Origin of the sequence: Isoptericola dokdonensis DS-3 (genome assembly GCF_001636295.1) — a bacterium.
In the GTDB taxonomy this organism is placed as follows: Bacteria; Actinomycetota; Actinomycetes; order Actinomycetales; family Cellulomonadaceae; genus Isoptericola; species Isoptericola dokdonensis.
Map to the genome: position 1 here is coordinate 3,563,747 of NZ_CP014209.1, position 25,464 is coordinate 3,589,210.

Below are 25,464 nucleotides of genomic sequence, written 5' to 3' on the forward strand. Positions count from 1 at the left end.
CCCGCGCCGGGCCGGACCCTGCGTGGCAGCATGGCCTGCGTGACCACAGCGTTCGTGCTCGGAGGCGGCGGGGTCCGCGGGGCCGTCCACGTCGGGATGATCCAGGCGTTGCTGGAGGCAGGGGTACGACCCGATCTCGTCGTCGGCACGTCCATCGGGGCGATCAACGGGGCCGCGCTGGCCGCGGACCCGACCCCCGCGGTGGTCGAGACGCTCCTCGGGGCGTGGTCGTCACCCGTCGCCGCGAGCGTCTACGGCGAGCCCTGGTACCGCCAGATCGGGCACCTCGCCCGGTCCCGGACGCACGTCTTCGACCCGGCGAAGCTGCGCGCCCTCGTGCAGGGCACGATCGGTGCGGACCGCACCTTCGCCGACCTCGACGTCCCCCTCGTCGTCGCGGCGGCCAGCATCGAGCGCGCCGCCGAGCACTGGTTCGACAGCGGCCCCCTCGTCGACGCGATCGTCGCGTCGGCGTCCGTCCCCGGGGCGCTGCCGCCCGCCGAGATCGACGGGGAGCACTTCCTCGACGGCGGGCTCGTGAACTCGATCCCGCTCGGCGAGGCGGTCCGACGCGGCGCCACCACCGTGTACGTGCTGCAGGTCGGACGGGTCGAGGAGCCGCTGACCGTTCCCCGCAAGCCCGCCGACGTCGCCAAGGTGGCGTTCGAGATCTCTCGCCGCCACCGGTTCTTCCGGGAGCTCGCCGACGTCCCCGACGGCGTCACCGTGCACGTGCTGCCGTCCGGCGGACCGGTGCCCGGCGACGAGAAGCTCGGGTCGTTCCGTCGCCTCGACGCCACCCGCGACCGCATCGCCCGCTCCCACGACGCGGCCCGCGCCTACCTCGCGGAGCAGCCGTGATCGCCCCGCCCCCGCGCTGGGTGCGGCGTGCCGTCCTCGCACCCCTGGTCGTCGTGCTCGCCGTCGTCATGGTGCCCACCACGCTCATGTTCGCGCTGGTCGTCGGGGCCGCGCTCACCTGGGTCCTGCCCGGCCGCCTGCGCGTCGTGCGCGTGCTGTGGATGGCGGCGTTCTACATCGTCTGGGACGCCGCGGCGCTCCTCGCCCTGCTGGGCCTGTGGATCGCGTCCGGGTTCGGCCTCGCCGCCCGGCAGCCCTGGTACCGGCGCGCCCACGTGCGGCTCGCCCGCGGGATGCTCGCCGTGTTCTTCTGGCAGGTGCGCTGGACCCTGCGGCTGCGCATCGACGTCGAGGTCGGCGCGGGCACCCTGCCCGACGTGCCGCTCGTCGTCATCAGCCGGCACGCCGGGCCCGGGGACTCGTTCATCCTCGTCGACCGGCTCCTCGACCTCGCCGGACGCGCCCCCGCCGTCGTCCTCAAGGACACCCTCCAGTGGGACCCCGCGATCGACGTCCTGCTGCACCGGCTGCCGTCCGCGTTCGTCACCCCGGTCTCCCGCCGTCCCGCCGGGCGACCCGGCGCCCGCCAGACCGTGCACCGCATCGCCGAGCACCTCACCGCCGACGACGCGCTCGTCCTGTTCCCGGAGGGCGGCAACGTCACCCCGCGCCGCCGGACCGCCCGCATCGACGCGCTGCGCGCCGCCGGGCAGCACGACCTCGCGCGCCGCGCCGCGGAGATGGGCAACGTCATGGCGCCCCACACCGGAGGGTTCTCCGCCGCCATGGAAGGGTCGCCCGGCGCGGCCGTGCTCGTCGTCGCGCACACCGGCCTCGAACGCCTCGTCACCCTCAAGGACATCTGGCGAGAGCTCCCGATGGACAAGGTCATCACCCTCGGCGGGTGGATCCACCCGCCCGGCACCCTGCCCGCCGACGACGTCGGACGCGCCGCGTGGCTGTTCGACCAGTGGGAGGTCGTGGACACCTGGATCGCCGAGCGGACGCCCGCCCCTGCCCCGTGACGGGGGCAGGTCAGGCGGAGTCCCCCTCCACGAGGCGGGGGACGAAGATCCGCGGCTCCGGGTGCACGACCTCGCCCGCGAGCATGTCGAGCAGGGTCGACGTCGCCGCGGCGACCATCTCGACCACCGGCTGCAGCACGGTCGTCAGCCGGGGCGTCGTGAGCTCGGCGCCCAGGGCGTCGAAACCGACGACCGCGACGTCGTCGGGCACGCTGCGGCCGTGGGCGCGCAGCACCTGCAGCGCACCGGTGGCCATGAGGTCGGACGCCGCGAACACGCCGTCGACGTCCGGGTGCTCCGCGAGGACCCGCTCCATCGCGGCGGCGCCGCCCTGCACGGTGAAGTCGCCGTGCGCGACGGCGTCCGTGGGCAGCCCCGCCCGCGACAGGGTGGCGCGCCAGCCGTCGAAGCGGTCGAGGGTGGCGGTCATGTCCTGCGGGCCCGTGAGGGTCGCGATCCTGCGGCAGCCGCGGTCGACGAGCCGCTGGGTGGCGACCCGCGCACCCGCCGCGTTGTCGACGTCCACGTAGTGCAGGCCCGCGCTGTCGAACGGCCGGCCCACGAACACGCCCGGCAGGGAACCCGCCCGCAGCTCGGGCTCGAGCCGGTCGTCCTTGTGGTGCGAGGCGATGATCACGCCGTCCACGTGCCCGCTGTTGAGGTAGCGGGCGATGTGGCCGGGGCGCTCGCCCGGTCGCGCCAGCAGCAGCACGAGCTGGAGGTCCGTCCCGCCGAGCCCTTCGCTGACGCCGCGGACCACTCCCGCGAGGAACGGGTCGGTGAGGATGCGGGCGTCCGGTTCCGGGACGACGAGGGCGATCGAGTCCGTCCGTCGGGTCACGAGGGACCGCGCCGCACGGTTCGGCGCGTAGCCGAGCCGCAGGATGGCGTCGTCGACGGCCTGCTGCGCCTCGGGCGACACGCGGTCGCCGCCGTTGATCGCCCGCGACGCGGTCGATCGGGAGACCCCGGCGGCGCGGGCGACGTCGTCGAGCGTCGGTGCGATGTGCTTGGTGACCACGGTCCGATTCTGCCTTCTGTCAGTCGCGGGGCGGGACGGCGTTGTCTCGGGCCACCGCGGCGTACCAGCGACCGGAGGCCTTCACCGTACGTTCCTGCGTCGCGTAGTCCACCCGGGTGAGGCCGAAACGCTTCGAGTAGCCGAGCGCCCACTCGAAGTTGTCCATGAGCGACCAGGCGAAGTACCCGCGCACGTCCGCGCCGCCGTCGAGGGCGTCCTTGACGGCGCGCAGGTGGGCGTCGACGAACGCGAGCCGGTCCTGGTCGTCCACGCTGCCGTCGTCCTGCACGACGTCCGGGTAGGCGGCGCCGTTCTCGGTGATGTACAGCGCGGTGCCCCGCGGGCCGGAGTAGTCCTCCTGGAGGCGCAGCAGCAGCCGCGTCAGGCCCTCCGGCTGCACCTCCCAGCCCATGTCGGTCGTGGGCAGGCCGCGGCTGTGCGGGTAGATGCCGTCCGGCACCGGGTTCGGGGAGCGGGTCTCCCACACGGGGCCGTCGGCGGCGGTGGTCCGCTCGCCGTCCGGGCCGGCCGTGCCCTGCGGCGCCTGCGCCGGGGGCGTGGCGGACACGGCACCACCGTTGTAGTAGTTGACGCCCAGCACGTCGATCGGCGTCGAGATGATCTCCAGGTCGCCGTCCTGGATCACGTCGGCGAACCCGAGGTGCGCGGTGTCGTCGAGGATGTCCTGCGGGTACGCGCCGCGGAAGACGGGGTCGAGGAAGATCCGGTTGAACATCGCGTCGTCCCGGCGCGCCACGTCGACGTCGGCGGGGTTCGTCGGGTCGACCGGGTCGGACACCGTGAAGTTGAGCGTCAGGCCGAGCGTGGCCTCCGGCGCCCGCTCCCGCAGCGCGTTCACGCCCAGGCCGTGCGCCAGCAGCAGGTGGTGCGCCGCCGCGAGACCCAGCTCGGGGGACTTCTTGCCCGGGGCGTGCGCACCGGAGGTGTACCCGAGGAACGCGGAGCACCACGGCTCGTTGAACGTCGTCCACACCCCGACGCGGTCGCCCAGCGCCTCGTGCATCGTCACCGCGTAGTCGGCGAACCGGTAGGCGGTGTCACGGTTCGGCCACCCGCCCCGCTCCTCCAGCGCCTGGGGGAGGTCCCAGTGGTACAGGGTGAGCCAGGGCAGGATGTCCGCCTCGAGCAGCTCGTCGACCAGCCGGGAGTAGAAGTCCAGGCCCGCCCGGTTGACGGTGCGACCGTCGGGCACGACCCGGGCCCACGACGTCGAGAACCGGTAGGAGTCCAGGTGGAGGCTCTTCAGCAGCGCCACGTCCTGCGGGTACCGGTGGTAGTGGTCGCAGGCGACCATGCCGTCGTCGCCGTTCACGACGGCACCCGGGATCCGGCAGAAGACGTCCCAGATGGAGTCCTGGCGGCCGTCCTCCGCGCCCCCGCCCTCGATCTGGAAGGCGGCGGTCGCCGCGCCCCACAGGAAGTCGGCGGGGAACTCGACCCGGCCCGAGCTGTTGGGCGTCGGGGCGAGCAGCGGCGACGACGGCACGAACGGGACGGTCGTCCCGGGCGCGGCGGTGCGCGCGCCCGAGCGGGAGGTGCTCTGCGTCATGACGTTCATCCTGTCTGGGGAGGAGGCGTCGTCCGGGCCGGCGCTGGCCCGGACGACGCGGGGGACGTGCAGGGGGTCAGCCCTTCACCGCACCGGCCATGATGCCTGCGACGAGCTGACGCCCGACGAAGGCGAACAGCACGAGCAGGGGGAGCGTCACCAGGAAGATGCCACCCATGACCAGGGAGTAGTCGACGAAGTAGTTGGCCTGCAACGACCGGACCACGAGGGGCAGGGTCGGGTTCTCGTTCGTGAGGATGATCGAGGGCCAGAAGTAGTTCGTCCACTGCTGCACGAAGGTGAACAGGCCGAGCATCGACGCGGCGGGGAGCGCCGCGGGCAGCGCGATCGACCAGAAGGTGCGGATCATGGAGGCGCCGTCGACGCGAGCCGCCTCGATGAGCTCGTAGGGCAGGGCCTCCGAGAGGTACTGCGTCATCCAGAACACGCCGAACGCGGTGACGAGGCCCGGGATGATGACGGCCTGGACCTTGCCGTACCAGCCGATGTCGCTCATGAGGATGTAGAGCGGGATGATGCCGAGCTGCGTCGGCACGGCCATCGTGGCGATGACGAACACCAGCAGGGGACCGCGGCCGCGGAACTGCAGCTTCGCGAACGAGTAGCCGGCCAGCGTGGAGAACAGCACGACCGACAACGAGCAGACGACGCCGATGAGGACGGAGTTGCCCAGCGCCTTCCAGAAGTTGATCGCGTCGGCGGTGATGACCTCCTGGAACTGGGCGAAGATGCTCGCGTCCGGGAACCACTGGGGGATCGCGTTCTGCGCGATCGACACCGGGTCGGACGAGCCCAGCAGGAGCGTGAAGTACAGCGGGAAGATCGAGACCACCAGGGCGATGCCGAGGATCAGGTAGACGATCCAGCCGGCGCGGCGGGTGGCGCTCCCCGAGGCCTTGCCCTGGGAGCGGCGGCGGGCGGCGGCACGGGCGGCGCCCTTGCCTGCGGTCTGTGCGGTGACGGCGACGGAGCTCATCGGGCGTCCTCCCCGTGGTTCTGGTCCGAGGAGCCGGACGGGCGTGCGGTCGGAGGTGCGGGCGGGGCGGCGGTCCCCGGGGCGGGGCCGGTCGCCGTGCCGACGTGCGTGGCGGGTGCCGGCGCCGAGCCGGCGGCCCGCGCCTGGCGGATCAGCTCCTGCGTCTGCCTGCGGCTGACCTTCGGGCCCTTGGCGCCCGACGTGGAGATCCGCTGCGTGATGAGGAAGTTGATCATGCCGATGACGATGATGATGAGGAACAGCAGCCAGGCGACCGCGGCCGCCCGGCCGAACGCCTTCTGGTTGCCCCATGCGACGTCGTAGAGGTAGACGACGGTCGTCATCCAGTCACGGTCCGGGCCACCGAGGCCCTGCGCGTCGAACATGCGGACCTCGTCGAAGATCTGCAGGCCGCCGATGGTCGACGTGATGACGACGAAGATGATGGTCGCGCGGATCTGGGGGACCGTCACCGAGAAGAACTGGCGGATGCGCCCGGCGCCGTCGATGACGGCGGCCTCGTAGAGCTCGCGCGGCACGGCCTGCATCGCGGCGAGGAAGATCAGCGCGTTGTAGCCGGTCCAGCGGTAGTTGACCATCGACGCGATGGCGACGTGGCTGGCGACCCGGTCGCCGTGCCACTGCACCGGGTCCATGCCGACGAGCCCGAGGATCTCGTTGATGAAGCCGTACTGGTCGGCGAAGAGGCGGCCGAAGATCATCGACACGGCCACCGGGGCGACCACGAACGGGATGAGGACGCCCATGCGCCAGAACGTGGCGGAGCGGAGGTTCTGGTCCAGCATCGCGGCGATGACGATCGCCAGCAGCACCTGCGGGACCGAGGAGAACAGGAAGATCGAGAAGGTGTTGGCCAACGACTTCCAGAACAGCGGCTGGTTGAGCACGTCGACGTAGTTCTGCAGGCCGACGAAGTCGCCCTGGCCGCCGAGCAGGTTCCAGTCGTAGACCGACACCACCGCGGTGTAGATCAGCGGGAAGAGCCCGACGACCGCGAAGAGCAGGAAGAACGGGGAGATGTAGAGGTAGGGCGAGATCTTGACGTCGAGCCGGCCGAGCCGCTGCGAGAATCCGACCCGCCTCGGCGGGCGGTCCGAACCGCCGCGCGCGTGCGCCGGCTTGCTGGGGGACAAAAGTGCCATGACTGCTTCCTGTACGTCTCTCCGCTGACGAGGGGGCACGCGTCGGGCCGGTCGCCGGGGTGGGCGACCGGCCCGACACGGTGGTTCACAGGGCGCGGTGCGACGGGTGCCTCACCGGGCCCGGGGGTGCGTCACTGGATGACGTTCGGCACCTCGGCGACGGCCTTGTCCCAGGACTCGTCCCGGTCCTCGCCGTTGAGGTCGACGCGGTTGATGGCGTTCTGGACCTCGGTCTGGATGGCGAAGTAGTTCTTGCCCTTGAACGGGTTCGACGTGATCGCCTGGGCACGCGTCGAGAAGATCTGACCGGCCGGGGCCTCGCTCATGAACTCGTTGACGAAGGCCTGGACCTCCTCCGAGCCCTGCGCCTCGACCTGCGACGGGAAGGTGCCCGCGTCGACGAAGGCCTGCGTCTGGACCTCGGGCGAGGTCAGCCACGCGGCGAGCTGCTTCGCGGCGTCGGCGTTGGCGCCGGAGGCCGGGACGGTGAGGAAGGAACCGCCCCAGTTGCCACCGCCACCGGGGAAGACGTCGGCGATGTCCCAGCCGTCGATGCCACCGGCACGCTCCTCGATCGGTCCGGTCATCCAGGCCGGGCAGAGCATGGTCGCGAAGGCGTCGTTCTGGAAGCCGGCGTCCCAGTCGGGCTGCCACTGCTCGAGGCCGGCCGACAGCTTGTCGTCGACCGACGCGGCGATGACCTGGTCGTAGAGGTCCTTGACCTCGGTGTTGGTGGCCAGGTCCTTGGGCTCACCGGTGGCCGGGTCCTCGTAGGCGGCCTCGAGCTGGTTGACCATGCCCTGGTAGGTGGCGAGGGCGCCGTCGAACCACGGCTTGCCGGAGGCCTCGACGTACTCCTTGCCGGCGTCGAAGTAGGTCTCCCAGGTGGCGGAGTCGCCGCCGATCCACTCGGCGACCTCCTCGCGCTCGGACGGGAGGCCCGCGGCCTCGAGCAGGTCGGAGCGGTAGCAGATGGCCTCGGGGCCGATGTCGGTGCCGTAGCCGATGAGCTTGCCGTCGGGCGTGGTGGCCTGGGCGACCTTCCAGTCGACCCAGCGGCCGTCGAGCTCGGCGTCGGTGAGGTCGGTGAACAGGTCGGGGAACTGCATGAGCTCGGGCAGCCAGTCGACCTCGATGGCCTCGATGTCGGCCAGGCCCTCGCCACCGGCGGCGAGCTTGGTGGTGAGGTTGGTGCGGGCGTCGCCCGACTCGGCGGCCTTGACGTGCTTCACGGTCACACCGGGGTTCTCGTCCATGTACTGCTGGAGGAGCTCGTCGGTGTAGCCGAAGTCGTTGAAGGTCGCGACGGTGAGGGTGATGTCCTCACCCTCCGCGGCCGGGCTGCCCTCGTCGGTGGGCTCCGCGTCGCTCGAGCACGCGGTGAGGACGAGGGCGAGGGATGCGATGCCGGCTGTGGCCGCGGCGACGCGGCGTGCCTGGCGGGGGCGGGTGCTGCTGAGCACGGTGACTCCCTTGTCTGGGTCGATACATGACGGACGTTCTGGGAGCGCACTCGTCGGCGACGACGTGGTAGCGCTTCCACGACCGACCACGATGTTTCCCCTGTTCGGAGGTCCGCGTCAAGCCCTCGGTGGGACGGATACCGTGACGTGATGTCAGGAAAGAGCGTCTGTGCAGGTCAGACGCTCGGTGGGAGCGCTTCCGTGACCAACATGTGACCTTGGGGTCGGCGGGCTCGCGAGCCCTCCCGTGCGCCGCGCGGCGTCAGGGACGGGCGAGCCACTCCCGGGCGGCCTGCTCCTCGGTGTCCAGCGCGCGGCGCACCGCGGTGGCCGCGGCCTCCTCGACCGCCGTCGCGAACAGCGGGACCGAGGAGCGCACGTCGAGCTCGTAGCGGTGACAGGTGCCGCCGTCCTCCGTCGCCTCGAGCAGGAGGCGCCCGGTCAGGCGCACCGGCGCGCCCGTGAACTCCACGACGACCGTGCCCGTCAGGCGGCCCGCCTGCCACGGCTCCCAGGCCTCCGTCTGGCGGACCTCCACCCGGTCGCCCACCAGGGGGCGCAGGTGCTGCGGGATCAGGTCCGTCGGCAGCGTCCGCCGCAGGGACACGGTGAAGCCCTGCGCGGGGTCGCCCGCGACGTCGACCTGGCCCGCGGTCCCCAGCTCCGGCCTGCTCGAGCGCCACCGCACGAACGCGGGGTCCGCGAGCAGGTCGGCGACCGCGGCGACCTCTGCCGCGTACGTCAGCTCCACCGTCAGGTGCACCCGCTCACCCTACCGGCAGGCCCCGGCGCGGCGCGGGCGCCCGGCCGCCTTAGGCTGTGGGACGTGTCTGCCATGAGTGACCTGATCGCCGAGCACACCGACCTTGCCGAGGGGGACGTGGAGTGGCTCCACCTCCTGGTGGGTGACTGGCAGATCGTCTCCGACCTCGCCTTCGCCGACCTCGTGCTGTGGCTGCCCACCCGCGACGGCCGGTTCGTCGCCGGCGCCCAGTGCCGCCCCAGCACCGGCGCGACCGTCCACTACGACGACGTCGTCGGCTCCTTCGCCCCCGACGGGCAGACGGGCCAGCTCGCCGCCGCGATGACGGAGGCCCGGGCCCAGCGCTCGCGCGAGCCGCGATGGTTCGGCGCGTACGCCGTGCGCGAGGAGGCGGTGCCCGTGGTCCACCGCGGCCGCGCGGTCGCCGTCGTCGCCCGGCAGACCAACCTCGGTTCCGGGCGCACGCCCAGCCGGCTCGAGCTCAACTACGTCGAGTCCGCCGACGACCTGCTCGCCATGGTCGGGCGCGGCGAGTACCCGTCGCCGAACGCCGCCACCGGTCCCCGCCGGGGCGCGCCCCGCGTCGGGGACGGACTGATCCGGCTCAACTCCGAGGGCGAGGTGCTGTACGCCAGCCCGAACGCCCTGTCGTGCTTCCACCGCCTCGGCGTCATCGGGCCGCTCGTGGGGCAGTCGCTCGTCGAGGTGACGGCCGGCATCGTCGAGCAGCAGGACACCGTCGACGAGTCCATGCCGCTGGTCGTCATGGGCCGGGCCCCGTGGCGCACCGACATCGAGGCCGGCCGGGTCGCGCTGTCCCTGCGGGCCCTGCCGCTGACGGACCACGGCCAGCGCATCGGCGCGGTGCTGCTGTGCCGGGACGTGTCCGAGCTGCGTCGTCGTGAGCGCGAGCTCATGACCAAGGACGCCACCATCCGCGAGATCCACCACCGGGTGAAGAACAACCTCGCCACCGTCGCGGCGCTGCTGCGGCTGCAGGCGCGCCGCATGGAGGTGCCCGAGGCGCGCGCCGCGCTGGAGGAGGCGATGCGCCGTGTCGCGACGATCTCCCTCGTGCACGAGTCGCTGTCGCAGAACCTCGACGAGCAGGTCGAGCTGGACGACATGCTCAAGCGGGCGCTGCGCCTGGCCGCCGACGTCGCCTCCACCCGGACGAGGGTGCGCACCGAGCAGTCGGGCTCGTTCGGCATGGTCCCCGCCCAGGACGCCACCCCGCTGGCGCTGGTCCTCACGGAGCTGGTCACCAACGCGGTCGAGCACGCCTTCCCCGACCGCGAGTCGGGGACGGTCACGATCGACGTGGGCCGGGACGGCGACTCCCTGCGGATCGTCGTGGCGGACGACGGCGAGGGCATGCCGGACGGCATCGAGCAGCTCGGTCGCAGCTCGAGCAGCGGCCTCGGCTCGCAGATCGTGCGCACGCTCGTCACCAACGAGCTGCGGGGGAGCATCGACTGGCGGCCCCGGGACGGCGGGGGCACCGAGGTGGTCGTCGAGCTGGACCTGCGCAGCGACGCGCACCGCTGACCGGGACGACGAACGCCCCCCGCGCCGGGCGCGGGGGGCGTTCGTGAGGTGTGGGTCGGCGGTCAGCCGGCGCGGCGCGCGCGAGCGGTGCGGCGCTTGAGGGCGCGGCGCTCGTCCTCGCTCATGCCGCCCCAGACGCCGGCGTCCTGGCCGGACTCCATGGCCCACTTGAGGCAGGTGTCGACGACGTCGCAGCGGCGGCACACGGCCTTGGCCTCCTCGATCTGCATGAGGGCGGGGCCGGTGTTGCCGATGGGGAAGAAGAGCTCGGGGTCCTCGTCGAGGCAGGCTGCCTTGTGGCGCCAGTCCATGTCATCTCCTCTGGTCTCGACCAGGACGTGGACGCGCGCCCGTGAGGAGATTTCTCAAGGGGGAGTCCGCCGTGTCCTGGTCCGGATGGCCCGGGTGTTCCGGGGGGTGGGATCTGCCTACCAGGGTCACACCTCGTGAACCCCGGCACAAGGGGTTACGGTCACATTTCTACCGCGTGAACCCTGAGGGATCCATCACACTGCACAGATCTCGGCGGACGACGTATCCTCGCGCCCATGCCCGAAACCGCCGTGCCCGACGCCCCGCCGACCGGTCCCGGACGCCCCCGGATCGTCGCCGCGGTCGTCGCGGTGGTCGGCCTCGAGGCCGCCTTCTTCATCGTCTTCGCCGCCGCGGTCGCGGTCGAGCTGGTGGGCGGTGGCTCGTCCAACGTGGGCGTGAGCGTCTTCGTCGTCGTCTTCTTCCTGGCGCTGGCCGTGCTCCTCGCGGGCTGCGCCCGCGCCGTGTGGCACGGCCGCCGCAGCGGCCGCGCGGTGATCATGGGCTGGCAGGTGTTCCAGGTGCTCATCGGTTTCGCCCTGCTCACGAGCGGCGCGCTCTGGGCCGTGCTCGGCGGCGTCCTGGCCGCGGTGCTCGCCGGCTTCGTCGTCGTCGCGCTCCTGACCCGGCGCGTCGTCGAGCACACCGCCGGCTGACGCCACCTGCACGGGCGTGACGCGCCCCGCAGACACGAGCGCGCCCCGTCCGGGGCGGGGCGGGCCAGGATCGGCGACCTCCCCGAGCGCGGTGCCGAGCACCTCGTCCGCACCGCGTTCACCGGGGCCGAGCACCACCCCGGTGCGGCGGCCACGGAGCTCGGCGACCGGTCCCCGGTGCGCCAGCAGCGCACCCTGCGTCGTGGTGGCCGCGACCAGCGCCACCTCCGTCAGCAGGGTGCCGAGCCGGTCCGCCTCGACGGGGCAGAGCTGGGTGAGCGCGTCGAGGTCGTCGACGACCAGCACCGGCCGCCCGCCTCGCGCCACCGGCCTGTCGTCGACCTCACCGGGCGGGCCTGCGGCGCGAGCGGGGGGTCCCGCGGCGAGCAGGTCCAGCAGGGCCCGCACGCCCGCTGCCGTCGGGTCGAACGCCTTCCCGCTCCCGGCGAGCGCGCGCAGCGCGGGGTCGCGGGCGACGACGGCCGCCAGTCGTCCGGCGCGGTCGGCGCCCGCGGCGATCGTGCGCAACGTCGTGGTGCGGCCCGACCCGCGCGGCCCCACGACGAGCGCGCCGTCCGTGACGTCCAGACCGACGGGCTCCCCGGCGTCGCCCCCGATGCCGACGACGACCCACCCTGCGCGTGGCCTCCCGCCGTCCCGGGTCGTGGCCGGCCGCGCGGCGGCCGCGAGCTCGTGGTGGGCCACGGCGTCGGGCAGCGGGCGCACCCGCACGGGCGGTGTCACCGGGTCGGCCGCCGTCGGGACGCCCACCGCGGGGAGGGGGTCCGGCAGCAGCACCTGGCACGCCCGCGGCTCACCGGCACCGAGCAGGACCGCCCGGCCGGGCGGCCCGCCCGTGCCGGCGAGGTCGGACGGCGCGCCGAGCACGGCGTCGGCGTGCCGGTCCGTGCCGAGGGCGACCAGCCGCGGACCGACCCGCGCCGCGACGCCCCCGACCGTGGCTCCGTCCGCCGTCAGGGCGAAGGCGGCGCCGCCCGCCGCGAGGGCGACGGTCAGCGGGTCCCACGGGTCGTGCGACGACATGGCCGCACGCAGCTCCTCGACGCCGTCGACGACGACGAGCACCGGCCCGGCGGGTGCGGCCGGCCGCTTGGCGACGAGCCGCAGCAGCCGGCGGGCGCGGCGCGGGTCGTCGGGCCCGGCGAGCGTGCCGAAGCCGGGGTGCCTCCGCACGGCGTCCCAGGCTCCCGCGCCGGCGGGCGGGACGAGGGCGTGCACGTGCCAGCCGCGCGCGAGGGCGGCCGTGGCGAGGGAGAGCAGCGTGGTGCTGCGCCCGGAGCGGGCGCGACCCACCACGGCCAGGTGGCCGTCGGCCGGGTCCCACCGCACGGCGACGCGCCGCTGGCGGTCGGGGTCGTCGCCGAGCGCGACCGGCAGCGCGCCCGCGACGGCGTCCTCGCCCGCGGGGAGGTCCGCGACGGTCGCCCGGCCGGGCAGCGCGGGCAACCACGGCGCGGGGCCGGGACCGAGCCCGAGGGTGCGGGCGGCGGCGACCTGGGCGGCGACGACGTCACCCACGACGTCGCGGGACGGGGCGGCGTCTGCCGCGGGCACGCCCGTCCCGTCCGGGCGGGGGATCCGGTGCCAGGCCGCCGCTCGTCGCACGACCGGACCGTCGGCCGCGGGGAGCGCCGCACGGGCGCACTGCAGCACCACTGGGGCGCCGGCCCCGACCCGCAGGACGGCCCGCCCGGGGGCGGTGACGGGGATGAGGGCGGCCGCGGCGTCCTCGACGACGTCGTGGGAGTCGGCGGCGTCCACGACGCGCAGCGCGACGCGGGCCGAGACGTTGGCGCGGACGTCGGCGCCCACGGCGCCCGCGGGCCGCTGGGTGGCGAGCACGAGGTGCACGCCCAGCGAACGGCCCTGCGCGGCCACCCGCAGCAGGCCGGGCAGGAACTCGGGCAGGTCGTCGGCGAGCGCCCGGAACTCGTCCACGACCACGACGAGGCGCGGCAGCGTGCCCGGCGGGGCGTCGGCCACGGACGCGGCCCGGTGCCCGGCCAGGACGTGCTCGCGTCGCCGCAGCTCGGCGCGCAGCCCGGCCAGGGCGCGCCCCGCGAGCCCCGGTTCGAGGTCGGTGACCTGACCGACGACGTGGGGCAGGTCGGCGCAGCGGCCGAACGACGCGCCGCCCTTGAAGTCGACGAGGGCGAGGGCGAGGTCGGCGGGGGAGTGCGTGGCGGCCAGGGCGAGCACGAGCGACTGGAGGAGCTCCGACTTGCCGGATCCGGTGGTGCCGGCGACGAGCAGGTGCGGGCCGTCGGCGACGAGGTCGAACCGCACCGGGTCGCCGCCCGCGCCGACGCCGAGCGGGACGGACCAGTCGCCGGGGCGTGCCCAGGCGCTGCGGGGGTCGGTGAGGTCGACGAGACCGGCGAGCGGGACGACGCCGGGCAGGGAGGCGGTGGCGGGATCGACGGCGTCGTCCGTCCCCGGCGGGCCGGGGGCGGCCCCGGTCCCGGACGGTGCGAGGTCGGTGGCGCGGCGACCGAGAGCGCGGGCCGCGGCGATCCGGCGGGCGGTGCGCTCGGCGCGGGCCGTCGTGACCCCGGCGAGCGGGAGGGTCTCGTCGGTGCCGTCGGTGCCGTCGGGCGCGGTGCGGCGGGCGCGGCCGTCGGCGAGCACGTGCAGGGTGGCGCGGCACCACGCCGGGGCGGGCCGGCCGCCGGTGTCCGGCAGGTGCAGGACGACGGTCGCGCCGCGCCGGACGGCGTCGTCGGCGGTGACGGCGGCCGCGTCGTCGAGGCCGTCGACGACGAGCACGTCGCCGGCGCCCGGCTCGCCGGGGCGGGTGAGCCAGCGGCACCACGACCAGGCGGGACGGTCGGGCCCGACGACGTGCACGGCGGCACCGGCGCCGGCGAGGTCCAGCACGACGGCCCGGGCCGCGGCCCGCGCGAGGTCGGCCGGGCCGGTCACGACGAGGGAGCCGTCGGGCAGGGAGCCGGGGAGCGTCGGTGCGGCGGCCGGGCCGCCGGTGTCGCGTGCGCGGCGCGCGACGGCGTCGAGGACGTCGCGCCAGGCGCCGTCGGACGCCTGGCACAGGGCCGCGAACCGGGCAGTGGTCGAACCGGGCGCGCTCCCGGGGGCCGGGGGACGCGGGTCGCCCGCGCGCCGACGGTGGCGCAGGTGCGCGACGACCTGCGGTGCGAGGGTCACCACCGCGACGAGGGAGAACAGCGCGTACAGCGGCTGGCGCAGCGCGACGGCCAGGGCCACGGACACGACGACGGGGGCGAGCCCGGCGACGGCCGTCCCGGGGCGCAGCAGCGTCGGGGGCTCCGCCGGCCCCGGCGGCGGCGTGAGGGTCGCGGCGACGTCGCCGGACCGGTGGATCGTGTAGCGGGTCCCGGCGACCTCCAGGACGTCACCGGGCGGCCAGCGGTGGGACGGGCCCCGCAGCAGCCGGCGGCGACCGGTGACGGTGACCCGCACGGTGCGCGCCCGGCGCGCCCACGGCGCGGCCACGCGGGGCCGGCCCCGGCGGCCGAGGGTGACGCGGACGTCGCCGAGGACGACGGGAGCCGTCGGACGCAGGGGGAGCAGGTCGCCCGCCGCCGCGCCGGAGGCCACCGCCACGAACCACGGGCTGCGCAGCGCCTCGAGGTCCGGGTCGGCGGCGGGCGGGCCCACCCGCAGCACGGCGCCCGGCAGGAGGGGGCGCCGTCCCGCCCGGTCGTCGTCGTGGACGGGCACGCCGTCGGCGGTCAGCGGTGCGTGCGCGAGCTCGGGACGGCGGACGAGGCGCGCGAGGCGGGGACGCAGGTCGCCGAGCCGGGCGCCGTCGGGCAGCTCGACGTCCTCGCCGGGGACGATGGTGACGCGGACGGGCATGCGGACGAGCCTGCCGCCGCGGGCCGCGCGGCGCAGGCGTCGTCCACAGGGCTGTGGACACCACGCGAGGCCGGCACCCGGGTGGGTGCCGGCCTCGCGCGACCTGCCGGGGCTACTCGGCGGCCAGCGCCTCCACCGGGGAGGCCTTCAGCGCCGTCCGGGCCGGCACCACGGAGGCCACCAGACCCGCGACGACGGCGACCAGCAGCACCAGGGCGACGTCCAGCCACGGCACGGCCAGCGCCACGTCGCCCATGATGCCGAGCGCGGCGGCCGAACCGGCCCATCCGTACACCAGGCCCAGGGCGATGCCGAGCACCGCACCGACCCCGGCGATGAGCAGGCCCTCGATCGCGAGCATCCCGCGCAGCTGGGCCTTGGACAGTCCGATCGCCCGCAGCGTCGCCGACTCCCGGCGACGCTCGATGACCGACAGCGACAGCGTGTTCGCCACGCCGATCAGGGCGATGACGACCGCGACCGCGAGCAGCCCGAGCACGATGGCCAGGAGCGTGTCGATCACCTGCTCGAAGCTGGCCCGCTCCACGGCCGCGCCGCTGACGTCGGCCACCACCCCGGAGTCGGCGACGAGGTCCTGGACCGTCGGCACCACGTCGCCCGCGGCGGACACGTCGGTGACGCCGATCCACAGGCCGGTCGCGGACGCACCCCCCGTGAGGGTGGCCACGTCCGCGGCGCTCAGCACCGCGCCCCAGGTCTCCACCGGTGCAACGACGGCGCGCAGCTCCAGGCTCTGGTCACCCAGGGTGACCGTGACCGTTGCGGGCGCGTCGGGACCGGTCGGCAGCCCCGACCAGCTCGGCAGCAGGATCGTGCCGGCGGCCAGCTCGGACAGACCGTCGTTGCGGACGACGTCCCGACCGGCTCCGGGGTCGACCCCGACGGCCTCGGGCTGGTACGGCGCGTCCTCGGCGCCGGGCCAGGAGATCTGCGGGGCGATCGTGGTCACGGGTACGGCCCGGGCGACCCCGTCGACCCCCGCGACCTCGCTGACGAGCGAGTCCGGAAGAGGCGTGGGGTTGCCCGTCGCGTCGTACTCCGCGGAGCTCACCACGACGTCGACGGGGTACTGCTCGTCGAGGGCGGACGTGAGGGACGCGCGGGCGCTCGCGGCGCCGGTCGACATCGTCGCGACGAGGGTGACGCCGATGAGCAGCGCCGTCGACGTCGCGGCGGTGCGCCGCGGGTTGCGCAGCGTGTTGGCACCGGCGAGGCGGGCCGTGGGCCCGGAGGCCCCGACGAGCCGGACGGCCGTCGAGGTGACCTTCGGCAGCCAGAACACCGCGCCGACCGCCACGCCGACGAACGACAGCGCACCGCCCGTGAACCCGGCGAGGAGGCCCGTCTCGGGCTGGTCCGCGAGACCGAGCGCGGCACCCGCGGCGAGCAGGGCGAAGCCCGTGACGGTGGCGAGCAGGGACAGCACGAGGCGGGCCTTGCCGGCGCCGCGAGCGGCGGAGGGCGCGTCGGCGGGCCGCAGCGCCGCCAGCGGGGCGACCCGGGTCGCGGCCCGGGCCGGGACGAGCGCCGACAGCACCGTGACGAGCGTGCCGACGACGACCGGCAGCACCACGGCCTGCCAGGTGAGGGAGATCGCGTCGGGCAGCGGCACCGGCACGTCCAGCGCGTGCGCGACCCAGAGGGCGCCCTGGCCGAGCACGATGCCGAGCAGCACGCCGCCGACCGACGCCATGACACCGAGGATCGTGGCCTCGGTGAGGACGCTGCGCGAGACCTGCCGCTTGTCGGCGCCGACGCAGCGCAGCAGCGCCAGCGTGCGGGTGCGCTGGGCGACCAGCACCTGGAAGGTGTTGGCGATGACCAGTCCCGCCACGAGCAGCGCGATGGCCGCGAACGTGAGCGTGAAGACGAGGAACAGGAGGTCCTGGCCGCCGGTGAATTCCGCGGTCACCCGCTCCGCCCGCTCATCGGTCGTGACGACCTCGCGTGACGCCCCCCCAGCAGCGGCGGCGACGTCCGTGCGGGCGGCCTCGACGTCCGTGCCGTCGGCGAGCGCCACGGCGAGCTCGGTCGCTGTGGCCTCGCCGCCGTTCTGGTCTGCGAGCCACTGATCGAACGTGGCGGGTGCGACGGCGGCCGCCCCGCCCGTCGTCATGTAGGCGCCCGCGGGGTCGGTGACGATCCCGACGACCGTCATCGGCCGGGTGACGGACCGGCCGCCGTCGTCGTCGGAGACCCACGTCTCGACGGCGACCGTGCCCCCGACGTCGGCACCGAGCCGCTCGGCGACGTCGGCCGGCAGCGCGATCTCGTCGTCCTGGGCGGGCAGGGTGCCGTCGGCGACCTCGAGCGGCTGCAGCGACTCGTCGACGGCCGCCACGACGGACTGGTAGACGGTCCGCGAGCCGCCCACGAGGGCGACGCCGACCTGGTCCATGACGGCGGTCGCCTCGACGTCGTCGAGGTCGGAGACCGCGTCGACCTCGGCGGCGGTCAGGGGCTCGTCGTACGTGGCGGTCACCACGAGGTCCGCGTCGGCGTAGCGGGCGGTGACGGCGTCGTACGTGGTGCGGGTGATGATCCCGGAGGCGAGCAGCGTGGCGGTGACGAACGCGGTGCCGATGAGGATGGCGACACCGGCTGCCGTGAGGCGGCCCGCGCTGGAGCGCATCTGCGCCAGCGTGATGCGCAGCATCAGGCACCCACCCTCGCGTCGTCGGCCACCGGGGTCTCCAGCGAGCGCAGGGCGTCGAGCCCGGCGAGGACGGCCTCGGGCGTCGGGTCGCTGATCTCGCCGGCGATGCGGCCGTCGGCGATGAGGACGACGCGGTCGGCGTACGCGGCGGCGGCCGGGTCGTGCGTGACCATGACGATGGTGCGGCCGAGCTCGCGCACGGAGCGGCGCAGGAAGCTCAGCACCTCGGCCCCGGAGCGGGAGTCGAGGTTGCCGGTGGGCTCGTCGGCGAACACGACCTCGGGCTGGGCGATGAGGGCGCGCGCGATGGCGACGCGCTGCTGCTGGCCGCCCGACAGCTCGCTCGGGCGGTGCGTGAGGCGCCGCTCCAGGCCGAGGGTGCGGACCAGGGTGTCGAACCACGGCCGGTCCACGGTGCCGCCGGCGAGCTCGACCGGCAGCGTGATGTTCTGCTCGGCGGTGAACATCGGCAGCAGGTTGAACTGCTGGAACACGAACCCGAGGCGGTCGCGGCGCAGCCGCGTCAGCTCCTTGTCGCCGAGCGAGGTGACGTCGGTCGAGCCGAGGAAGGCCTGCCCGCTCGTGGCGGTGTCGAGCCCCGCCAGCAGGTGCATGAGCGTCGACTTGCCGGACCCGGACGGGCCCATGATCGCCGTGAAGCGACCGGTCGCGAAGTCCACGTCGACGCCGTCGAGCGCGCGGACCTGCGCCTCTCCCGACCCGTACGTCTTGGTCAGGGTGCGGGCGCGCACGGCGGGGCTCGGGGCGCCGGCGGCGCCGTCGTCGAGGGGGACGAACACGGTGGTGTCCACGGGTGTCTCCACGGTCTGGTGCTGGTGGCCCCGCGACGGGAGCCGATGACACCACCGACGCTACGGAGGCGGGCGGGCCCGCGTCGTCGGTCCGGGGGCTGGTCCTGGAGGCGTCCAGGTCATCCTCAGGGATGACACGGACCCCGACCGGGGTCGGGGAGGTCCCTGGTCAGGACCCGGGTCGCACCAGCCCGACCTCGTAGGCGGTGACGACGGCCTGCACGCGGTCGCGCGCCCCCAGCTTGGCCAGGACGCGGCCGACGTGGGTCTTGACCGTGGCCTCCGCGACGAACAGGTCCGCCGCGATCTCGGAGTTGGAGCGGCCGCGGGCCATGAGCACCAGCACCTCCCGCTCGCGGTCCGTCAGCCCGGCGAGGGCGTCGTGCTGGGCCGGTGCGGTGGCGGCGGGCATCGCCGTGACGAGGTGCTCCAGCAGCCGGCGCGTGGTGGACGGCGCGATGACGGCGTCCCCGCGGTGGACCGTGCGGATCGCCGCCAGCATCTCCTCCGGCGGGGCGTCCTTGAGCAGGAACCCGGACGCGCCCGCACGGATGGCCTCCAGCACGTACTCGTCGAGGTCGAACGTCGTGAGCACGACCACGCGGGGCGCGTCCGGGGTCGCCGTGAGCCGTGCCGTCGCCGTGAGCCCGTCCATGGTCGGCATGCGGACGTCCATGAGGACGACGTCGACCCGGTGGTCGGCGAGCAGCCGCAGCGCCTGCGCGCCGTCCCCGGCCTCGAGGGACACCGTGAGGTCCGGCTGGGAGTCGATGACCATGCGGAAGCCCGCACGCACGAGCTGCTGGTCGTCGACGAGCGCGACGCGCACCGGGTCGGTCATGCGGGCTCCTGGGTCTCGGTGTGCTCGGCCTGCTCGGACTGGTGCGCGGCGGCGAGGGAGGCGCCGGGCAGCGGCATCGTGAACCGTACCCGCCAGCCGCCCCCGGGCCGGGGCCCGGCGGTCACGCTGCCGCCGAACATCGTGGCGCGCTCGCGCATGCCGACGAGCCCGTAGCCGGGCGTCGTGCCCCCGGCGGAGGCGCCGCGGCCGTCGTCGGAGACCTCCAGGACCACGGCGTCGGCCTCCCAGCGCACGACGACGGTGACGCGTGGGTCGGGCCCGGCATGCTTGCGGACGTTGCTCAGCGCCTCCTGGGCGACGCGGTGCAGGGTCAGTCCCGCCCCCGGGGGCAGCCGGCGGGGTGTGCCGACCCGCACGAGCGAGACTCGCGCCCCGGTGTCCTTGGCCTGGGCGACGAGACCCTCCAGGTCGGCGTCGTCGGGCTGCGGGGCGAGCGGGGCGCCGGACGCGGTGGCGTGGCCGGTCGCCTCGCGGCTCCCGGCCGACAGGGCCGGGACGTCACCCGGTGGCAGGGCGAGGGCCGCGGTGCCGCCCGGTGCCGCGCCGGCGACCTGGGGGTCGTCGCGGAGCACGCCGAGCAGGCGGCGCATGTCGGCCAGCGCTGCCCGGCCGGTCTCGGAGATGACGCCGAGCGCCCGGGTCGCGGCCGCCGGGTCCTGCTCGGCCGCGTAGCGTCCGCCGTCGGCCTGCGCGACGACGATGGACAGGGAGTGGGCCACGATGTCGTGCATCTCGCGGGCGATCCGGGCCCGCTCGGCGGCGGTGGCGATCCGGGCCTGCTGGTCGCGCTCGACCTCCAGCCGCCGGGCGCGGTCGCGCAGCGTCTCCACGGTGAGTCGCCGGTAGCGCCGGGTCAGGCCGAACGCCCACACGGCGACGGCGAGGCTGCCGAGGAACACGGTGACGGGCAGCAGGGCGAGGAACCCGAGCGTCTCGGGTGCGTCGGCGAGGCCGACGACGGTGGCCAGCAGGAGGCAACCGAGCATCGTGGAGGCGATGGCCGTGCGGTGCGCCCAGCGAGGGCCGTAGACCGTGACGGAGTACAGCGCGACCAGGACAGCGGCGTCCGCCGGCAGGAGCAGGGGGAACCCGGCGAGCAGGTGGGCGAGCGCGACGGCGTACACGGCGACGGCGGAGTGGACCGGCCGCACGCGTCGCCAGGCGAGCGGGACGACGGTGGCCAGGGACCAGAGCACGGTGGCGGGGCCCCGGTCGGAGCCGGCGAGGTCCGTGGCGGTGACCGCGACGAAGAAGGCGAACGCCGCCGTGCCCGTCGCGTCGAGCACGAACGGGTGCTGCTCGACCCACCGCACGACGCGTCCGTACCACCCCATGCGGTCACCCTAGGCAGGTGCGGTCGCCTCGCGCGTCAGTCCGTGGTGGGACGTGCGGTGCGCGCGACGTCCCACCTCAGGGTGACGAACCCGGCGTGTGGCGACGTGCGATGACCAGGGTCTGTGCCGCTAGCATGAGGGAATGACCCACGTACTGCTGGCCGAGGACGACCCGGCGATTGCCGAGCCTTTGGCAAGGGCTCTGACGCGTGAAGGTTACGACGTCGTCGTGCAAGGAACTGGTCAAGGAGCCGTTGACCACGCCGGAGACGCGGACATCGTCGTCCTGGACCTCGGGCTGCCCGACATCGACGGCCTGGACGTCGCCCGGGAGATCCGCGGACGCGGCCTCGGCACCCCGATCCTGGTCCTCACGGCCCGCGCCGACGAGGTGGACCTCGTCGTCGGCCTCGACGCCGGCGCCGACGACTACGTCACCAAGCCGTTCCGCCTGGCCGAGCTGCTCGCCCGCGTACGGGCCCTCCTGCGGCGCACCCACGGCGAGACGGTGGAGGAGGACGAGCTGCGCGCGCAGGACGTCCGCGTCGACGTCGCCGCGCACCGCGCGTTCCAGGGCGAGCGCGAGCTCCACCTGACCACCAAGGAGTTCGACCTGCTCAAGGTGCTCGTCGGCAACGCGGGCTCCGTCGTCGTGCGCGACACCCTCATGCGCGACGTCTGGGGCTCCGACCCGGTCGGCTCCACCAAGACGCTCGACATGCACGTGTCGTGGCTGCGCCGCAAGCTCGGCGACGACGCCAACGCGCCCCGCTACGTCTCCACGGTGCGCGGCCTCGGCTTCCGGTTCGAGCTCGGCCAGCAGGCCTGACGCCCGGTGCGCCGTCGCGTCCTGCTGGCGACCATCTCGGCGGTCGCCGTCGCGGTGATCCTCCTGGGGGTCCCGCTGGGCATGTTCGGCGCGCAGTACGTCGTCGCGATCGAGGAGCAGCGCGTCTCCGACCGCGTCGACTCGTTCGTGCGCACGCTCGAGCGGACCGTCGAGCGGGGCGAGCGACCCACCGACGACCAGCTCGCCCGGGCGTCCGAGGGGCGCCAGGGCGACCTGCCCGCCCTGGTCACGGTGAGCATGCCCGACGGCGAGCTGCTCACCTACGGCAGCGAGCCGCGGCAGCCCTCGATCGTCAAGGCCGCCGAGACCGACAACCGCGCCTGGGTGTCCTTCGAGGTGTCCGCGTGGGGCGTGTACGTCAAGGCGGCGCAGATCGTCGCGCTGGTCGTCGTGGCGGGTGTCGTCGCGATCGGGGCGGGCATCGCCATGGCCGTCTGGCAGGCCAACCGGCTCTCCGCACCCCTGGTGTACCTCGCCGCGTCGGCCGAGCAGCTCGGCTCGGGGCAGGTGCGGCCCACCCTCGAACCCTCCGGCGTCGAGGAGATCGACCTCGTCGCCGCCGAGCTCGCCCGCAGCGCCGACCGGCTTGCCGGACGCCTCGCGGCCGAGCGCCAGTTCGCCCAGGACGCGTCCCACCAGCTGCGCACCCCCCTCACCGCGCTGTCCATGCGGCTCGAGGAGATCATGCTCACCTCCGACGACGACGCCGTCGTCGAGGAGGCCCGCGTGTCCCTGGAGCAGGTGGAACGCCTCGTCGCCGTCGTCGACGACCTGCTGTCCACCTCGCGCCGGTCCCAGGGCGGCACCACCGAGGCCGTCGTGCTGGCCGACGTCGTGCGCCAGCAGTACGAGGAGTGGGCCGACACCTTCGCCCAGGCGGGACGGGAGCTCGTCGTCGACGTGGCCGAGGAGCACCGGGTGCTCGCCACCCCCGGCGCGCTCGCCCAGGTGATCGCGACCCTGCTGGAGAACTCCCTCAAGTACGGCGACGGGACCACGACCGTCCGCTCCCGCCCGCCGGGCGCCAAGGGCGCGCTCGCCCTGGAGGTCACCGACGAGGGCCCCGGCGTGAACGACGAGATCGCCCCCCGCGTCTTCGAGCGCGGCGCCACCACGGGCAACAGCACCGGGCTCGGACTCGCGCTCGCCCGCGACCTCGTCGCCGCCGACGGCGGACGCCTCGAGCTCGCGCAGCGCCGCCCGCCCGTGTTCCGCATCTTCCTGTCCGGGGTGCCCCGCACCCTCGACCCGCGTGTCGTGCTGCCCCCGGGCACCACCATCTCCTCGCGGGGACGCCGCCGCGGCTGGCTGCACCACAGCGACGACTGACCCGCCGCGCCCGCGACGTCAGCGGGCGCCGCGGAACACGACCTTGCGGTACATCACGTACCGGAAGACCATCCCCAGCACGAGGCCGACGCCGTTCGCGGCCACGTTGTCCGCGAGCGGCGAGTCGAGGCCGAGGACGTAGCGGGAGAACGCCAGGCAGGCCGACGAGATCACCAGCCCGCCGATGTTGACCAGGCCGAACTCGACGAGCTCCCTCCCGCGTCGCGTGGTGCGGTGGTCGGCGAACGTCCAGTACCGGTTCCCGAGCCAGGCGACGAGCGTCGAGACGGCCACGGCGATCACGTTCACCGTCACCGGCTTGTGGGAGATCACGTCGAACGGGGCGGGCCCGTGCAGCAGCAGGTTGAACACGGCCAGGTTGACCACGTAGGCCACGCCGCCGACCGTGCCGAAGCGCAGCAGCTCCACCCGCCGCCGCCACACCTCCGCGACGACGCGCACGGGCCAGGGCCGCGGGGTGACGGCGGCGTCCGGGGGCCTGTGCTCCGACATGCGGCACACCCTAGCGGGCGCACCGCGTCCACCCTCCGCGCGGTCGTCCGCGCCCGGACCACGACGACCGATGGGGACCGGCCCGGCCCGGCCCGGTATCCTCGACGTCCGTGACCTCCCCCGCAGCACCCGTGGTCGCCGTCGTCGGCGGTGGCCAGCTCGCCCGCATGATGGCCCCGGCCGCCGCCGAGCTCGGCGTCCACCTGCGCGTCCTCGTGGAGGACGCCACGACGTCCGCCGCGCAGGTCGTCGTCGACGCCCCGGTGGGCGGTGCCGCGGACGAGGCGGCCATCCGTGCGCTCGTGGCGCCTGCCGGCGGCACCGCCGCCGACGTCCTGACCTTCGAGCACGAGCACGTCCCCAACACCCTGCTCGCCGACCTCGTCGAGCACGGCACCCCCGTGCGGCCCGGCCCGCACGCGCTCGTCCAGGCGCAGGACAAGATCGTCATGCGCCGCCGCCTCACCGAGCTCGGCGCGCCGTGCCCCCGCTGGGCCGCGCTGCCGTCCGACCCGGACGCCGCGCGGGACGCCCTCGCCGCGTTCCTCGCCGACGCACCCGACGGCGCCGCCGTCGTCAAGACCGCCCGCGGCGGCTACGACGGCAAGGGCGTGCGCGTCGTCACCGCCGCGACCGACGTCGACGACTGGCTGGACGCGCACGCCGCCGGTGGCCCCGAGCTGCTCGTCGAGGCCAAGGTGCCGTTCACCCGTGAGCTCGCGGTGCTCGTCGCCCGCCGCCCGTCGGGCGAGGTGCGCACCTGGCCCGTCGTCGAGTCCGTGCAGCGCGACGGCGTGTGCGCCGAGGTGATCGCCCCGGCGCCCGACCTGGACGACGCCCTCGCCGCCGCCGCGCGCGACACCGCCGTCGCCATCGCCGAGGGCCTCGACGTCACCGGCGTCCTGGCGGTCGAGATGTTCGAGGCGCCCGGCGCCGACGGCACCCCCGAGGTGCTCGTCAACGAGCTCGCGATGCGCCCCCACAACTCCGGGCACTGGACCATCGACGGGGCCGTCACCAGCCAGTTCGAGCAGCACCTGCGCGCCGTGCTCGACCTGCCACTCGGGGCCACCGAACCCGTCGCCCGCTGGACCGTCATGGCGAACGTCCTCGGCTCCACCCTGGACCGCCTCACCGACGCGCTGCCCGCCGTCGGCGAGCGCTACCCCGAGGCCCGCGTCAACCTGTACGGCAAGGGCATCCGTGCCGGCCGCAAGCTCGGCCACGTCAACGTCAGCGGCGACGACCTCGCCGCCGTCCGTCGCCGGGCCGCCGCCGCGGCGGCACTGCTGCGCGGCGAGACGCCGCCGAACGAGGAGGACTGATGAGCGCGAACGCACCCGTCGTCGGTGTCGTCATGGGGTCGGACTCCGACTGGCCCGTCATGGAGGCCGCCGTCGACGCCCTCGACGAGCTCGGCGTCACCTCCGAGGTCGACGTCGTCTCCGCGCACCGCATGCCGGCCGAGATGATCGCGTACGGCCAGGAGGCCGCCGGTCGTGGGCTGCGCGTCCTCATCGCCGGCGCCGGGGGAGCCGCGCACCTGCCCGGCATGCTCGCCGCCGTCACGCCGCTGCCCGTCATCGGCGTCCCGGTGCCGCTCAAGCACCTCGACGGCATGGACTCGCTGCTGTCCATCGTGCAGATGCCCGCGGGCGTGCCCGTCGCGACCGTCTCCATCGGCGGCGCCCGCAACGCAGGCCTGCTCGCCGCGCAGATCCTCGGCGCGGGCACCGATGCCGAGTCCCTCGCGCTGCGCGAGCGCATGGTGACCTTCCAGGAGAACCTGCGCGACGTCGCCCACGCCAAGGGTGCGCGGCTGCGGGCTGCTCGCTCCGGAGCCTGACCTG

The 25,464-nt window shown here is 74.7% G+C and carries 20 protein-coding genes; 7 read left to right on the forward strand and 13 right to left on the reverse strand.

What is annotated here, in order from left to right; all coding sequences use genetic code 11:
• The first annotated feature begins 30 nt into the window (after window positions 1-30).
• Entirely contained in the window at window positions 31-861 is an 831-nt protein-coding gene (locus I598_RS16295) for a patatin-like phospholipase family protein (RefSeq protein WP_068205379.1), read from the forward strand.
• Window positions 858-1,886 carry a 1-acyl-sn-glycerol-3-phosphate acyltransferase gene (locus I598_RS16300; protein WP_232314203.1) on the forward strand — a complete coding sequence of 343 codons (1,029 nt, stop codon included), beginning with the start codon at window positions 858-860 and terminating at the stop codon, window positions 1,884-1,886. The genes I598_RS16295 and I598_RS16300 overlap by 4 nt, the downstream gene beginning before the upstream one ends.
• 10 nt (window positions 1,887-1,896) lie before the next feature.
• On the opposite strand, the gene I598_RS16305 is transcribed toward I598_RS16300, so the two are convergent.
• The 6 genes from I598_RS16305 to I598_RS16330 form a co-directional block, all read right to left on the reverse strand.
• On the reverse strand, window positions 1,897-2,907 hold the full coding sequence (locus I598_RS16305) for a LacI family DNA-binding transcriptional regulator (protein WP_068204204.1): 1,011 nt from the start codon (window positions 2,905-2,907) through the stop codon (window positions 1,897-1,899).
• A 19-nt stretch (window positions 2,908-2,926) separates the two neighbouring features.
• Window positions 2,927-4,477 carry a glycoside hydrolase family 1 protein gene (locus I598_RS16310; RefSeq protein ID WP_083973642.1) on the reverse strand — a complete coding sequence of 517 codons (1,551 nt, stop codon included), beginning with the start codon at window positions 4,475-4,477 and terminating at the stop codon, window positions 2,927-2,929.
• Window positions 4,478-4,553: 76 nt separating this feature from the next.
• Window positions 4,554-5,474, reverse strand: coding sequence for a carbohydrate ABC transporter permease (locus I598_RS16315; protein WP_068204206.1), 921 nt, complete (start codon window positions 5,472-5,474; stop codon window positions 4,554-4,556).
• Window positions 5,471-6,637: a carbohydrate ABC transporter permease gene (locus I598_RS16320; RefSeq protein WP_068204208.1), complete on the reverse strand. Its 1,167-nt coding sequence runs from the start codon at window positions 6,635-6,637 to the stop codon at window positions 5,471-5,473. The genes I598_RS16315 and I598_RS16320 overlap by 4 nt, the downstream gene beginning before the upstream one ends.
• A gap of 131 nt (window positions 6,638-6,768) precedes the next feature.
• Window positions 6,769-8,100, reverse strand: a complete 1,332-nt coding sequence (locus tag I598_RS16325) for an ABC transporter substrate-binding protein (RefSeq protein WP_068204210.1) — start codon at window positions 8,098-8,100, stop codon at window positions 6,769-6,771.
• Between the two features lie 262 nt (window positions 8,101-8,362).
• The gene (locus tag I598_RS16330) at window positions 8,363-8,863 is read right to left on the reverse strand and encodes a DUF2505 domain-containing protein (protein WP_068204212.1); all 501 of its coding nucleotides are present in this window, start codon (window positions 8,861-8,863) and stop codon (window positions 8,363-8,365) included.
• Window positions 8,864-8,935: 72 nt separating this feature from the next.
• On the opposite strand from I598_RS16330, the gene I598_RS16335 reads away from it, so the two are divergent.
• On the forward strand, window positions 8,936-10,411 hold the full coding sequence (locus I598_RS16335) for a sensor histidine kinase (RefSeq protein WP_068204214.1): 1,476 nt from the start codon (window positions 8,936-8,938) through the stop codon (window positions 10,409-10,411).
• Between the two features lie 62 nt (window positions 10,412-10,473).
• Here I598_RS16335 and I598_RS16340 read toward each other — a convergent pair whose 3' ends face one another.
• From I598_RS16340 to I598_RS18310, 6 genes are all read right to left on the reverse strand, one after another.
• Window positions 10,474-10,722, reverse strand: coding sequence for a WhiB family transcriptional regulator (locus I598_RS16340; RefSeq protein ID WP_068204216.1), 249 nt, complete (start codon window positions 10,720-10,722; stop codon window positions 10,474-10,476).
• A gap of 195 nt (window positions 10,723-10,917) precedes the next feature.
• Window positions 10,918-15,237 (reverse strand): FtsK/SpoIIIE domain-containing protein, encoded by a 4,320-nt coding sequence (locus I598_RS16345; RefSeq protein ID WP_068204219.1) that lies wholly within the window; start codon window positions 15,235-15,237, stop codon window positions 10,918-10,920.
• Between the two features lie 112 nt (window positions 15,238-15,349).
• Entirely contained in the window at window positions 15,350-17,914 is a 2,565-nt protein-coding gene (locus I598_RS16350) for an ABC transporter permease (RefSeq protein ID WP_068204221.1), read from the reverse strand.
• Window positions 17,914-18,726 carry an ABC transporter ATP-binding protein gene (locus I598_RS16355; protein WP_068204223.1) on the reverse strand — a complete coding sequence of 271 codons (813 nt, stop codon included), beginning with the start codon at window positions 18,724-18,726 and terminating at the stop codon, window positions 17,914-17,916. The genes I598_RS16350 and I598_RS16355 overlap by 1 nt, the downstream gene beginning before the upstream one ends.
• A 169-nt stretch (window positions 18,727-18,895) precedes the next feature.
• Entirely contained in the window at window positions 18,896-19,567 is a 672-nt protein-coding gene (locus I598_RS16360; RefSeq protein ID WP_068204224.1) for a response regulator, read from the reverse strand.
• The gene (locus I598_RS18310; protein ID WP_068204226.1) at window positions 19,564-20,922 is read right to left on the reverse strand and encodes a sensor histidine kinase; all 1,359 of its coding nucleotides are present in this window, start codon (window positions 20,920-20,922) and stop codon (window positions 19,564-19,566) included. The genes I598_RS16360 and I598_RS18310 overlap by 4 nt, the downstream gene beginning before the upstream one ends.
• A 142-nt stretch (window positions 20,923-21,064) precedes the next feature.
• Here I598_RS18310 and I598_RS16370 point away from each other — a divergent pair, with 142 nt between their 5' ends.
• Together I598_RS16370 and I598_RS16375 are read left to right on the forward strand one after the other, a co-directional pair.
• Entirely contained in the window at window positions 21,065-21,751 is a 687-nt protein-coding gene (locus I598_RS16370) for a response regulator transcription factor (protein ID WP_068204228.1), read from the forward strand.
• Window positions 21,752-21,757: 6 nt separating this feature from the next.
• A complete protein-coding gene (locus I598_RS16375) occupies window positions 21,758-23,101 on the forward strand; it encodes an ATP-binding protein (protein ID WP_068204230.1) in 1,344 nt (447 codons plus the stop codon).
• Between the two features lie 18 nt (window positions 23,102-23,119).
• On the opposite strand, the gene I598_RS16380 is transcribed toward I598_RS16375, so the two are convergent.
• Entirely contained in the window at window positions 23,120-23,614 is a 495-nt protein-coding gene (locus I598_RS16380) for a GtrA family protein (RefSeq protein WP_068204232.1), read from the reverse strand.
• Between the two features lie 167 nt (window positions 23,615-23,781).
• Here I598_RS16380 and I598_RS16385 point away from each other — a divergent pair, with 167 nt between their 5' ends.
• Together I598_RS16385 and purE are read left to right on the forward strand one after the other, a co-directional pair.
• Window positions 23,782-24,939 carry a 5-(carboxyamino)imidazole ribonucleotide synthase gene (locus I598_RS16385; RefSeq protein ID WP_068205382.1) on the forward strand — a complete coding sequence of 386 codons (1,158 nt, stop codon included), beginning with the start codon at window positions 23,782-23,784 and terminating at the stop codon, window positions 24,937-24,939.
• Window positions 24,939-25,460, forward strand: coding sequence for a 5-(carboxyamino)imidazole ribonucleotide mutase (purE, locus tag I598_RS16390; protein WP_068204234.1), 522 nt, complete (start codon window positions 24,939-24,941; stop codon window positions 25,458-25,460). The genes I598_RS16385 and purE overlap by 1 nt, the downstream gene beginning before the upstream one ends.
• The last annotated feature ends 4 nt before the right edge of the window (window positions 25,461-25,464 follow it).